General features: G+C 70.2%; 13 protein-coding genes and 1 pseudogene. 9 read left to right on the top strand and 5 right to left on the bottom strand.

Going from position 1 to position 11,739, the window contains the following annotated elements; genetic code table 11:
* Position 1: 1 nt before the first annotated feature.
* From HDA40_RS05220 to HDA40_RS05210, 3 genes and pseudogenes are all read right to left on the bottom strand, one after another.
* Positions 2-814 (bottom strand): hypothetical protein, encoded by an 813-nt coding sequence (locus HDA40_RS05220; protein WP_253752431.1) that lies wholly within the window; start codon positions 812-814, stop codon positions 2-4.
* 15 nt (positions 815-829) lie between these two features.
* The gene (locus HDA40_RS05215) at positions 830-1,432 is read right to left on the bottom strand and encodes a PASTA domain-containing protein (RefSeq protein ID WP_253752428.1); all 603 of its coding nucleotides are present in this window, start codon (positions 1,430-1,432) and stop codon (positions 830-832) included.
* Positions 1,433-1,625: 193 nt separating this feature from the next.
* A pseudogene (locus HDA40_RS05210) lies at positions 1,626-2,072 on the bottom strand (SRPBCC family protein); the annotation flags it as partial.
* Positions 2,073-2,184: 112 nt separating this feature from the next.
* On the opposite strand from HDA40_RS05210, the gene HDA40_RS05205 reads away from it, so the two are divergent.
* Positions 2,185-2,400, top strand: a complete 216-nt coding sequence (locus HDA40_RS05205; RefSeq protein ID WP_253752426.1) for a DUF2795 domain-containing protein — start codon at positions 2,185-2,187, stop codon at positions 2,398-2,400.
* A 156-nt stretch (positions 2,401-2,556) separates the two neighbouring features.
* Complete coding sequence (locus tag HDA40_RS05200) at positions 2,557-2,739, top strand: Rv0909 family putative TA system antitoxin (RefSeq protein ID WP_253752423.1); 183 nt, start codon at positions 2,557-2,559, stop codon at positions 2,737-2,739.
* A gap of 120 nt (positions 2,740-2,859) precedes the next feature.
* Here HDA40_RS05200 and HDA40_RS05195 read toward each other — a convergent pair whose 3' ends face one another.
* A complete protein-coding gene (locus HDA40_RS05195) occupies positions 2,860-3,642 on the bottom strand; it encodes an SDR family NAD(P)-dependent oxidoreductase (protein ID WP_253752420.1) in 783 nt (260 codons plus the stop codon).
* Between the two features lie 71 nt (positions 3,643-3,713).
* On the opposite strand from HDA40_RS05195, the gene HDA40_RS05190 reads away from it, so the two are divergent.
* From HDA40_RS05190 to HDA40_RS05180, 3 genes are all read left to right on the top strand, one after another.
* The gene (locus HDA40_RS05190; RefSeq protein WP_253752416.1) at positions 3,714-5,372 is read left to right on the top strand and encodes a RecQ family ATP-dependent DNA helicase; all 1,659 of its coding nucleotides are present in this window, start codon (positions 3,714-3,716) and stop codon (positions 5,370-5,372) included.
* A gap of 35 nt (positions 5,373-5,407) precedes the next feature.
* Positions 5,408-5,893: a hypothetical protein gene (locus HDA40_RS05185; protein ID WP_253752413.1), complete on the top strand. Its 486-nt coding sequence runs from the start codon at positions 5,408-5,410 to the stop codon at positions 5,891-5,893.
* Between the two features lie 64 nt (positions 5,894-5,957).
* Positions 5,958-6,665, top strand: coding sequence for a nucleotidyltransferase family protein (locus HDA40_RS05180; protein WP_253752410.1), 708 nt, complete (start codon positions 5,958-5,960; stop codon positions 6,663-6,665).
* Positions 6,666-6,724: 59 nt separating this feature from the next.
* On the opposite strand, the gene HDA40_RS05175 is transcribed toward HDA40_RS05180, so the two are convergent.
* Entirely contained in the window at positions 6,725-7,456 is a 732-nt protein-coding gene (locus HDA40_RS05175) for an NAD-dependent epimerase/dehydratase family protein (RefSeq protein WP_253752409.1), read from the bottom strand.
* 47 nt (positions 7,457-7,503) lie between these two features.
* On the opposite strand from HDA40_RS05175, the gene ligD reads away from it, so the two are divergent.
* The 4 genes from ligD (at position 7,504) to HDA40_RS05155 (ending at position 11,709) form a co-directional block, all read left to right on the top strand.
* Positions 7,504-8,472 (top strand): non-homologous end-joining DNA ligase, encoded by a 969-nt coding sequence (gene ligD / locus HDA40_RS05170; protein ID WP_253752407.1) that lies wholly within the window; start codon positions 7,504-7,506, stop codon positions 8,470-8,472.
* Between the two features lie 98 nt (positions 8,473-8,570).
* Positions 8,571-9,086: a GrpB family protein gene (locus HDA40_RS05165; RefSeq protein ID WP_253752405.1), complete on the top strand. Its 516-nt coding sequence runs from the start codon at positions 8,571-8,573 to the stop codon at positions 9,084-9,086.
* Between the two features lie 77 nt (positions 9,087-9,163).
* On the top strand, positions 9,164-9,973 hold the full coding sequence (locus tag HDA40_RS05160) for a TetR/AcrR family transcriptional regulator (RefSeq protein ID WP_253752403.1): 810 nt from the start codon (positions 9,164-9,166) through the stop codon (positions 9,971-9,973).
* Positions 9,973-11,709 (top strand): ABC transporter ATP-binding protein, encoded by a 1,737-nt coding sequence (locus HDA40_RS05155; protein ID WP_253763567.1) that lies wholly within the window; start codon positions 9,973-9,975, stop codon positions 11,707-11,709. Before HDA40_RS05160 ends, HDA40_RS05155 begins: the two co-directional genes overlap by 1 nt.
* Positions 11,710-11,739: the final 30 nt, after the last annotated feature.

Below are 11,739 nucleotides of genomic sequence, written 5' to 3'. Positions count from 1 at the left end.
ATCAAATGTTACTCGTGGGTACATCCGCGCGCCACAGCGCATAGACGGCTAGCCCGGCCGTCACGACCAGCGGCGCGCCGTCCCGCACCAGCCCGTCGCCGTCGAGCATCAGCCAGCACAACGGCAGTTGTACGGCCAACGCCGCCACCGTGAGCAGGATGACCACGGGGCGCGGCCAGCGCTTACCTCGGAGCAGGAAGAACGTCACGATCCCCATCAGGTAGCTCATCCCGAGGGCGGCGACGAACCAGATGACGATCAGCGGCACGAGGGTCACCCGGCCGTCGAGGACGAGGCCGATCGCGACGATCGCCGGAACCAGCATCAGCGGCCCGTACGCGAGCCCGGCGACCCGGGCGGTGAGCAGCCACCCCGACACCGGCGGGCGTTTCGGCGCGACCTGCTGAAGGGAGAACCCGTTGCGATCCATCACGATGCGCCGGGGATGCTGCCGCAGATGCGTGTCCAGGTCCGTCGACCGATAGAGCAGCACCAGGACGGCGGCGCACAGGACCGACAGCGCCACGAACCCCAGTACGCCCGGCGCGGTGGGCAGCCCCTGCTTCGGCAGGATCAGCCGGGCGACCGCGAACAACGTCGTCACGCAGAGGATGAGCCCGAACGGGCGGGCGCTGGCCCGGCCCAGCCGCACCTGGCGGATCAGCAGCAGGAAACCCAGCGAGCGGAGCAAAGCCCAGCCGGTACGCACCGCCAGACCCCAGTCGCCGCCTTGTGCGTACCACCAGATGAGCATCTCGACCACGACGGTGGCGAGCGCGGTCACGGCGAGCAACCACTGCAGGAGGCGGACCATGCGCCCGAAGATACGTCAGCTCCGGCAGCCGGAGTCGCCCGTGGGTTCGCCGTACTTGACCACCGTGAGGGTGACGCGGGTGGTGGGCAGCGTGAGCCGGCCGGGGTCGGGGCTCTGGCCGATGACCACCCAGTCGCGGTCGAGGACCTGGTGCCGGTCGCCCAGCGCGTCCTTCGAGGTGAGCAGTAGGAACCCGGCCTCCTGGAGCTTGTCCTGGGCGGCTTGCAGCTCCATGCAGCGCACGTCGGGAAGCACGCCGACCTGCACCGAGCCGGGGCCGACGCCGTCGGTGGGCTTGGCGACGTCGAGGGTGACCTCGGTGTCGCGGGCGACTTTCGCGCCGGCGGCCGGAGTCTGCTTCGTGACCAGCCAGTTGTTGGGTTCGAGGACGATGCGGTCGCCGACCGAGTCGTGGTACGCGACCTTGTCGAATCCGTGGGACTTGAGCGTCGCCGCCGCCTCGGTCAAGCGTTTGCCCGTGACCGCCGGGACGACGATCGTCTGCGGGACCGGGGCCGGCGAAGGGCTGGGATCGGGCCGCGCCGAGCCGATCAGGCCGCAACCGGCCGTCGCCAGCAGGGTGGCGAGCAGAACCAGGAGGACGGCGCGGGTGCGCACCTGTCCACTGTATCGAGCGCCGCCACTGCCGACGACACCTCGGGACGCCCTCAGGTGGAAGGGCGCCCCGAGGCGGTCATCGGATCTGCCATCCGTTCTACAAAGGACGATTGTGATCGTCGTACGGCAGCGCCGAACCCGGCTGAGCCGATCGGGACTGGTAGGTCGTGCCCCGGTCCTCTACGAGGCCGCCCTCGACGCTGCCGCGCCAGGCACCGGTCTCGCTACCCCGGTCCTCGATGAACTCCTTGAAGTTCTCGAGGTCCTCCTTGACGTGATGGCCGACCATCCCCGTCTTGTCCGCGAGGGTCTCGACGAAGCCCTCCGGCTCCAGATCCAGCTGCGCCGTCACCCGGGTGTGGTCGGCGTCGATCGGCTGGAAGGTGACCATGCCGCCCTGGCGGGTGCCGCTGGTCGACATCCAGGCCACCCGGCGGTCCGGCTGCTGTTCGGTGATCTGCGCGTCGAACTCCCGGCGTACCCCGTTGATCTCCACCGTCCAGTGGGTCAGCGTGTCGTTGATCTGCCGGACCTCCTTGACCCGCTTCATGAACTTGGGGAACTGTTCGAACTGGGTCCATTGGTTGTACGCGGTGTGGACCGGCACCGCGACTTCCACGGTCTCGGTCTGGCTGGTCATGCCGACTCCTTTCGGTCGTCCAACCGGCCCGGCCACCTTCGCGGCGACGCGTTTGGCCTCGTCGAACCCGGGTACCGCAGCGCTCGCTCCATGGAGTACGGAGGTGTGTGCGATGAGCGGTGTTCCGCTGCCGGGGCTCGAGGAACTCCTCGACGAGATCTACGTCGCCGACGAGCGGGTGACCCGGGACGAGATCGTCCGCCGGGCCACCGCCGCGGACCTGCCCGCCGAGACGCTCAGCCGACTCGACGCGCTGCCCGAGGGCGAATACGAACGCGACGAGGTGGCCGAGTCGATCCGGCTGATGTCCGCCGACCGTGACGCTTGACCGGTTGTCTATGCCATGCCGGACAACTACCCGGACGGCGCGCGGGTATGCGTATGCCGGCCGGGAATCTGGTGAATCCGCCCCGATGCGGCAGTCGCGGCCCTAGCATCGGAAGCGCCCGGAGTCCGCGGGGGACCTGGGCGTACGGGGGTTGACATGGGCATCTCGGACAAGATCGCGGACGCTGTCGACAAGGTCTCCGACAAGGCCGGCGGCGACGACAAGCTGAAGGAACACGTCGACACAGCGGCAGACAAGGCCGACGACGCGACGGGCGGAAAGGCGTCTGGCGGCATCGACAAGGCAGCCGACGCCGCCAAGGACGTCATCGACAAGTAAGCGGTCTCGTTCGGGAGGGCGGCACGCTGCGGCGGGCCGTCCTCTCCGCTCTCCGGGCGCCCCGTTCCGCGCTACCGGGCGCCTGGAGAGCGGAGAGGACGCGGGCGACCTGCTGGGGTGTCATCGGGCGCGGGCGTCGAGGCGCAGCGACTGCCATGAGCCGTCGGCCGCCCAGCCGCCGTCCACCGACAGCGTCACGCCGTTGACGAACGCGCTGCGCTGCGGATCGGCCAGGAAGGCGACCGCCTGCGCGACGTCGTCCGGGGTGGCGAACCGGCCCAGCGGCACGTGGTCGACGATGTCCCCGTCGCCGTACGCGCCTTCGCCCTGCGACGCGTCGTCCATCGGAGTCTTCACCCAGCCGGGACACACCGCGTTGACGCGTACGCCCCGGCCGCCCCACTCGACGGCCAGCGTCCGGGTGAGCCCGATCAGCCCGTGCTTGCTCGCGTTGTACGCCGCCCGGTCGGCGACGCCGAACAGGCCCGCCACCGACGCGATGTTCACTATGGACCCCGCGCCCGCGGCCAGCATCTGCCGGCCGAACGACTGGCAGAGCAGGAACGGGCCGGTCAGGTTCACGTCGACGACCTGCCGCCACAGCGCCGCCGGAGTCTCCTCGGCCGGGCTGATACAGGCGATGCCGGCGTTGTTGACCAGGACGTCGATCCGGCCGTAGCGCTCGTTGACCGCGCCGGCGTACGCCGCCACGTCCGCCTCGTTCGTGACGTCGCCGGTGAGGGTCAGCGCGTCCGGGAACGCGGTGATCTCCTGCCGGTCCAGCAGGGCGAGCCGGAACCCGGCCGCCTCGAGGACTTCGGCGATCCGGGCGCCGATGCCTTGCGCCGCACCGGTTATCGCGGCGACCGGCGCGTCCGGCCGGTCCGGGGGTGGTGTCGTCATGCCGTCACCTTAAGCGGTGTCGCGCGGCGTCCGGGTTTGCTCGTCAGACCCACCGGGTAGCGTCAGCGCCGATGAGATCACTTCTGTCGTTCCCCCCGTTTCACCTGCTGCACTCGTTCCGGTTGCGCCGCGCCGCGCGGCAGGTGTTCGGCTGGCGCCGTCTGCGTGACGGGCAGCTGGCCGCGATGCGGTCGATCATGTCGGGCCGCGACACCCTCGTGGTGCTGCCCACCGGGGCGGGGAAGTCCGCCGTCTACCAGATTCCGGCGACCCTGCTGCCCGGCCCGACGATCGTCATCTCGCCGCTGCTGGCGTTGCAGCAGGACCAGCTCGCGTCGCTGAACGATCGCGGGATTCCGCAGTTGCGCGCGGTGCGCATCAGCTCGGCCGAGACGCCGACGCAGCAGGCGGCCGCCCTGGCCGAGGTGCGTGAGGGCCGGGCCCGGTTCCTGTTCACCACGCCGGAGCAGCTGGCCGATCCGGAGCGGGCACGGCAGGTGCGCGAGCTGAAGCCGTCGCTCGTCGCCGTAGACGAGGCACACTGCCTGTCGGCCTGGGGCTACGACTTCCGGCCGGACTATCTCGGGCTCGGCCGGTTCATCGCCGATCTCGGGCGGCCGCCGGTGGTGGCGCTGACGGCGACCGCCTCGCCGCCGGTCCGGGAGGACATCGCGACGCGGCTGGACCTGCGCCGGCACCAGACCATCGTGTCCGGATTGGACCGCCCGAACCTGCACCTCGAAGTGGCGTACTGCTCCGACGAGCAGTATCGGTGGCGGCGACTGTCGGCCTTCCTGAAGGAGGAGGACGGCCGGTCCGGCATCATCTACGTGCCGACTCGGCGGGCTGCCGAGGAACTTTCCGACCGGCTCGTCTCGGCCGGGTTCAAGGCGGCGTTCTACCACGGCGGCATGGCCGGGGGCGTCCGGGAGAAGCGGCACCTGGAGTTCAGCGACGGCGAGATCCCCGTCATGGTGGCGACCTCGGCGTTCGGGATGGGCATCGACAAGCCCGACATCCGGTGGATCGCCCACGTGGCGTTGCCGGACTCGCCCGACAGCTACCTGCAGGAGATCGGCCGGGCCGGTCGCGACGGCCAGCCCGCCCGCACCCTGTTGCTGTGGCGGATGGAGGACGAGGCGCTGCAACGGTTCTTCAACGGCGGCTCGCCGGACCACGCCGAGCTGCGCGACCTCGCGGCGCTGCTGCGTACCGGGGGACCGGCGACCAAGACGCAGCTGAAGGAGCGCAGCGGACTGAGTGCCCGCAAGATCGCCCAGCTGCTCGGGCTGCTCGAAGAGGTCGGCGCGGCCGACACGCTGGCGAACAACAAGGTGGTCAGCCCGCGTTACGCGCCGGAGCCGGTCGCGGCGGCGAAGGCGGCCCTGGCCCAGTTCGAGCGGCGGCAGGCGGTCGGGCAGACGCGCGGCGACATGATGCGGGCGTTCGCGCAGAGCCGGTCCTGCCGTGCCCAGGTGCTGCTGGCGTACTTCGGCGAGCACGTTCCCAAGCAGTGCGGGCACTGCGACAACTGCCACGTGCGACCGGGCGAGGGAGTCTCCGACGACCGGCCGTTCACCGTGCACACCGGCGTACGCCATGCCGAGTGGGGCTCCGGCCTGGTGCTCGGCTACGACGGCGACAAGATGACGGTGCTGTTCGACGAGGTCGGCTACAAGACGCTGTCGGTGCCCGTGGTGCGGGCGCAGCAGCTGCTCGTGGTCGACTAAATTACGACAGGCTTCACCGATTCGAGGGGGTAAACGTGAACGGCTTCACCGACGCCGAATGGGGACTGCTGGTCGGCCTGCCGCAGGCGGTGCTGCTCGCCGCGAGCGCGGCCGAGGAGGACAGCGCCCGCCGGACGGCCGCCGAGAACGCGGCCGGGATGGCGGCGATCTCCGACGGCCGGGATTCGGCGAGCGAACTGGTGCGGTCGGTCGCCACCGAGATCGTCGCCCGGCTGGGTGACCCCGACAGCGAGGAGGAGGCGAGCCTGCCGGTCTTCGCTCCCGGCGACCCGGTCGCGGTGGCGGCCGACGCGCTCGACCGGGCCACGGCGGCGGCACAGCTGCTCGACGAGCGCGGCCACGAGGCCGACGGGTCGGCGTACAAGCACTGGCTGGTCACCATCGTCGAAGAGGTCGTCACCGCGGCGTCCAGCGGCGGTGTGCTCGGCATCGGGGGCACCGAGGTCAGCGCGGCCGAGCAGTCCTTCCGGGACGATCTGGTGCGGGTGCTCAACGACTGAGCGGACGGAGCCGGTCACCACGATCTGGTTGGCACTTTCGGCGTACGCGGGGAATGCTGACCAGATGCACGACGAACCGGTCGCGGTGGCGCGAGATCTGGTCCTGGAACTGTTTCCGCTCGCCCGATGGGCGGTGCTGGCGGGCAGTGTCCTGACCGCGCACCGCACACCCGGTTCCGACCTGGACATCGTCGTGGTGTTGCCGGACGGAGACTCACAGGCGCCGCATCGGGATTCGCGCTATTACCGGGGCTGGCCGGTCGAACTGTTCGTGCACGACGAGCAGACCATGACGTACTACCTGGACAAGGACGTCGCCGAGCGGCGCCCGGTGCTGCAGCGGATGATCGCGACCGGTTTGCCGATTCTCGGCGATCCCGGCGACCGGCCGGCGCGCTGCGCCCGGGTGCTGGCCGCCGGGCCACGGGGGCTCAGCGACGCCGACCGGGAATACGTCCGCTACGGCCTGACCGACTTGCTGGACGACCTCGCCCATGCCGTCGACGCGGGCGAACGCACGGTGATCGCGACCGCGTTGTGGACGGCGTCGGCGCAGCAGGCTCTGGCGCTGGCCGGGCACTGGACCGGCACGAGCAAATGGCTCCTGCGCGAACTGCGCGACCTCGACGCGGAGCTGGCGGGGCGGTGGCTGGCGGCATCCGGCGACCCGGTCGCGACCGCGAAGTTCGCGCGGGAAGTGCTGGACACGGCCGGGGGACCACTCTTCGAGGGCTACCGGGCCATGGGCGTACGGCCCCGATCGGCGAACTGAGCGCTCCAGGCGGGCGGGCGCTCGCGCCATCCGGGATGATGCGAGCCGAACCGGGCCGCTCAGGCGGGTGGCTCGAACTTCGGTTCCCAGCCGAGGAGTCGCCGGGCCTTGTCGATGCTCCAGCGCCGGGCGGAGGTGTCGCCCGAGACGAGAAACGTCTCGCAACCGCTCCGATAGTCCATTGCGGACAGTACGGCGGCCGCGAGGTCGCTGGCGGCGGTGGGCTCGACGAGAACGCCGTCGCTGGTGTGGTGCACGATCGGCTCGCCCCACCGGGTCCAGGCCGGCCAGTCCGCGTCGGCGGTGGGCCAGGTGAGCCGCAGGATCGTCACGGTCAGTCCCCATTCGCGGGCGGCCGCGTGACATACCTGTTCGCCGAGCTGTTTGGTCAGCCCGTAGAGGTCGGTGGCGTCCGGCGGCTCCTCGCCGGACAGCGTACGGTCGAGCAGGTCGCGATAGACGGACAGGCTGCTGATGTGGACGGCGTGCGGCACTCCGTTCTCGTGCGCGGCCAGCAGCGCGAGGTGGACCGACTTCACGTTCACGTCGTACGCCTGGGCCGCCCCGACGGCCGGATCGAGATCGTCCGCGCCCATGGCGCAGTGAATCAGGACGTCGGCGCCCTTCATCGCGCCCCGTAAGGCGGACAGGTCGGTCGCGTCGCCGACGATGTGCTCGGCCGGGGTGTCGGGCGGTTTACGGTCGAACACGACGACCTCGTGCCGGCGGGTCAGGTACGGCAGCAGCAGCGCGCCGACGTAGCCCGCGCCCCCGATTAGCAGTATGCGCATCAGTCGATGATCCCACCAACGCGCGCGGGAACGGAGATGATCGAAGCGTGAGCACTTCCCGCCCGAGCTGGCCGCCGGCGGTGGACCCGATGCTGGCGACCGCCGGACCCATTCCGCAGGGTCCCGGCTGGGCGTTCGAGTTCAAATGGGACGGCATCCGGGCGGTCGCGTCGACCAGCTCGACCGGCGGGCTGCGCCTGGTCAGCCGCAACAATCTGGATCTGACGAGCAGCTATCCGGAGCTGGCCGAGCTGGGAGCGTACCGGTCGATCACGCTCGACGGGGAGATCGTCGCGCTCGATCCGGCGACCGGCGCGCCGTCGTTCGCCATGCTGCAACGCCGGATGCACGTCAGCCGGCCGTCGGCCGCCCTCGTCGCGGCGGTTCCGGTGCGGTATTTCGCGTTCGACCTGCTCTATCGGCGTACGGCGCTGCTCTCGAAACCTTGGACACAGCGGCGCGAGGGGCTCGAAGGGCTCGGTCTGGCGGGCAACGCACTGGCGGTGCCGCCGTATTTCCTCGGCGACGGCGACGACGTGCAGGCCGCCGCCCGGCAGCAGCGGCTCGAAGGGGTGGTGGCCAAGCGGACCGACGGCGTCTACGAACCGGGCCGCCGTTCGCGGGGCTGGATCAAGACACCGCTGTTCGCCACGGCCGAGGCCGTCGTCTGCGGCTACACCGCGGGAGAGGGCCGCCGCGCGGGCAGCCTCGGCGCGCTGTTGCTCGGCGCGTACGACGGTGACGGCCGCCTCCGGTTCATCGGCCGCGTCGGCACCGGCTTCAGCGACAAGGTCCTCGACCAGCTGATGTCCCTGCTCAAGCCCCTGCTCCGCGAGACGTCGCCCTACGACGAGGAGGTTCCCCGGATGTACGCGAGGAAGGCGCGCTGGGTCGAGCCGGACCTCGTCGGGGAGATCGTGTATCGCAACGTGACCCCGGACGGGCGGCTGCGGCATCCGTCCTGGCGGGGGCTGCGGCCCGAACGCCGTCCGGCCGAGGCTCGGATCACCTGGTGATCGTCCGCGCGGGAGGTCGACCGGCCCAGCACGGTCCACTCCCACGCCGTGAGCGAAATAGGGTTGCCCCACGGTGATGACCGGAGTTTCCTCTTCGGGTGCGACGTGATCCGATCGACATCGTCCCCGCCGACCCGGGGTGGCCGACGGCGTACGCCGAGCAGCACGACCAGGTGGCCGCGGCACTCGGCGAGTGGCTGTCCGGCCCGGTCGAGCACATCGGCAGCACCTCGGTGCCCGGCCTGCCAGCGAAGCCGATCATCGACATGCTCGCCCGGGTGCCGCAGTGGGAGCCGTCGCTGACCGGGTCGCTGACCGCCGCTCTGGCCGGCATCGGCTGGGTGCATGCCCCGGAGCCGGCCGACGACGCCCAGCGCAAGTGGTCGTTCTGCTATCCCGACATCGCCTGGCGTACGCACCACCTGCACGTGGTCGGTGAGGACTGGGACTGGCGGCCGCTGCTGAAGTTCCGGGATCACCTGCGCAGCCATCCCGATGACGCGGCCGAGTATGCCCGGATCAAGACCGACCTGGCCGCGGCGGATCGGCACGACCGTCCGGCGTACCGGGCGGGCAAGGCGCCGTTCATCGAGTCGATCCTGGCCCGGCTGTGACCAGGGAGATCAGCTGTGGGCGAAACGCCGTGAGCCGGGCTTGAATGAGCGAGCGCTCACTCAGTAGGCTCGGCCCCGTGAAGACCGAGCCGAATCGACGGCGCCGAGTGCCCGCGATGGCCCCCGACGACCGCCGAGCCGCGATCATCGCCGCGACGATCCCGCTGCTCAAGGAGCACGGGGTGCTCGTCACCACGAAGCAGATCGCAGAGGCCGCCGGCGTCGCCGAAGGCACCCTCTTCGGTGTCTTTCCCGACAAGCCGTCGCTCATCCGGGCGGCGATCATGAGCGTCTTCGATCCCGCTCCGCTGGAGCGGGCGCTGTCGGCCATCGATCCGGAACTGGACCTCCGTGCCCGGCTGGTGGACACCGCCCACATCCTGGTCCGAGGTATGCGCGAGAGCGGCAAGCTCATCGGGCTCATCCGCACCACGGCCAAGGGCGAGGACGACGCGGGCGAGATGGTCGCCAAGATGAAGGAGATGCGCGAGCGCACCTTCCGCGCCGTCGCGAACGTGATCGAGCCTGACCAGCTTCGGCTGCGGGTCCCCACCGAGACTGCCTCGCACATGCTGGTGAGCCTGGTCTTCGCGATGGGGCAGCAGGGGCTGCTCGGCCAGGCCACCCCGCATGACTTCCAGCCGCTCGACGCCGACCAGATCGTCAGTCTGCTCCTCGACGGCCTGCTGGTCCGCGATCAGACCAAGGACCGAGCGCCGGACGACGAATCGGCGGACGGCGAGGCACCGGACATCGCCAGGATGCTGCTCGACGGCTGGGAGGCCGAACTTCACGACCTCGGCCCGGCCGGGGCCACCGCGCATCGCACCAAGAACGACACCGCGAACGACACCGCGAACGACTCAGCGAACCGATCGGGAGAATGATGCTCATCCGCCTGTTGCGCAAGCACTTGCGGCCATACCGGGGGGACATAACCCTGGTGGTGCTGCTGCAATTCGTCTCCACCCTGGCGACGCTCTACCTGCCCACCCTCAACGCCGACATCATCGACGACGGCGTGGTCACCGGCGACACCGGGTACATCGTCAAGATCGGCGGGGTGATGCTGGGCGTCACTCTGATCCAGATCGCCTGCTCGATCGGGGCCGTCTACTTCGGCGCGCGGACCGCGATGGCGGTCGGCCGGGACATCCGCGGCGCGCTGTTCGACCGCGTCGAGTCCTTCTCGCTGCGGGAGGTCGGCAAGTTCGGGGCGCCGTCGCTGATCACCCGGACCACCAACGACGTCCAGCAGGTCCAGATGCTGGTCCTGCTGACCTTCACCCTCATGGTCGCCGCGCCGATCATGATGGTCGGCGGCGTGATCCTGGCCCTGCGGCAGGACGTCCCCCTCTCCTCGTTGCTGCTGGTCATCGTGCCGATCCTGTTCGCGATCGTGGCGTTCCTGGTCGTGCGGATGCGGCCGCTCTTCCGGCTGGTGCAGGAGCGGATCGACAAGGTGAACCGGGTCGTCCGCGAGCAGATCACCGGCATCCGGGTGATCCGGGCCTTCGTGCGCGACGAGCGGGAGCACGCCCGGTTCGGCGACGCCAACCAGCAGCTGACCGACGTCTCGCTGGCGGTCGGCAAGCTGATGGCGACCGCGTTCCCGACGGTCATGCTCGTCGTGAACGTCTCCAGCGTCGCGGTGCTGTGGTTCGGCGGGCACCGCATCGCCGGCGGCGACATGGAGATCGGCGCGCTGACCGCGTTCCTGAGCTACCTGATGCAGATCCTGATGTCGGTCATGATGGCGACCTTCATGTTCATGATGATCCCGCGGGCCGAGGTCTGCGCCGAGCGCATCGAGGACGTGCTGGACACCGAGTCCAGCGTCGTCCCACCGAGCGAGCCGGTCACCGAGGTGAGCCGGGACGGCCGGCTCGACCTGCGGCAGGTGGAGTTCCGCTACCCGGGCGCGGAGGAGCCGGTGCTGCGGCGGATCGACCTGACCGCCCAGCGCGGGCAGACGACCGCCGTCATCGGGTCGACGGGTGCCGGCAAGTCGACGCTGCTCAACCTGGTGCCACGGCTGTTCGACGTGACAGGCGGCGAAGTCCTGGTCGACGGCGTCGACGTACGCCAGATCGATCCGGCGCTGCTCGCGACGCTCGTCGGGTACGTGCCGCAGAAGCCGTACCTGTTCTCCGGGACGATCGCGTCGAACCTGCGCTACGGCAACCCGGACGCGACCGACGAGCAACTGTGGCAGGCGCTGGAAGTCGCCCAGGCCAAGGACTTCGTCAGTGAGTTGCCGGAAGGGCTCGATGCGCCGATCGCCCAGGGCGGCTCGAACGTCTCCGGCGGTCAGCGGCAGCGGCTCGCGATCGCTCGCGCGCTGGTGCTGCGGCCCGAGATCTACCTGTTCGACGACTCGTTCTCCGCATTGGACTACGCCACCGACGCCCGCCTGCGGTCGGCGCTGCGGTCCGAGGTCTCCGACGCGACCGTCGTCATCGTCGCCCAGCGGGTCAGCACGATCCGGGACGCCGACCGCATCCTCGTCCTCGACGAGGGCGAGGTCGTCGGCGAGGGCACCCACACCGAACTCATGGACGGCAACCCGACCTACCGGGAGATCGTGCTGTCGCAGCTCACCGAGCAGGAGGCCGTCGCGTGACCAGCAGTGAATCCCCGAACGGCAAGCCGG

This window comes from Hamadaea flava (assembly GCF_024172085.1).
GTDB lineage: Bacteria > Actinomycetota > Actinomycetes > Mycobacteriales > Micromonosporaceae > Hamadaea > Hamadaea flava.
Note: the sequence above shows the minus strand (reverse complement) of the source record. Positions and strands in the feature narration are given on the sequence as shown.

Bases quoted from the DNA above. Each gene is read 5' to 3' on its own strand.
- HDA40_RS05200 (WP_253752423.1), top strand. From the start codon at position 2,557: ATGGGCATCTCGGACAAGATCGCGGACGCTGTCGACAAGGTCTCCGAC.
- HDA40_RS05175 (WP_253752409.1), bottom strand. From the start codon at position 7,456: ATGCGCATACTGCTAATCGGGGGCGCGGGCTACGTCGGCGCGCTGCTG.
- HDA40_RS05220 (WP_253752431.1), bottom strand. From the start codon at position 814: ATGGTCCGCCTCCTGCAGTGGTTGCTCGCCGTGACCGCGCTCGCCACC.
- HDA40_RS05155 (WP_253763567.1), top strand. From the start codon at position 9,973: ATGCTCATCCGCCTGTTGCGCAAGCACTTGCGGCCATACCGGGGGGAC.
- HDA40_RS05195 (WP_253752420.1), bottom strand. From the start codon at position 3,642: ATGACGACACCACCCCCGGACCGGCCGGACGCGCCGGTCGCCGCGATA.
- HDA40_RS05205 (WP_253752426.1), top strand. From the start codon at position 2,185: ATGAGCGGTGTTCCGCTGCCGGGGCTCGAGGAACTCCTCGACGAGATC.
- HDA40_RS05190 (WP_253752416.1), top strand. From the start codon at position 3,714: ATGAGATCACTTCTGTCGTTCCCCCCGTTTCACCTGCTGCACTCGTTC.
- HDA40_RS05180 (WP_253752410.1), top strand. From the start codon at position 5,958: ATGCACGACGAACCGGTCGCGGTGGCGCGAGATCTGGTCCTGGAACTG.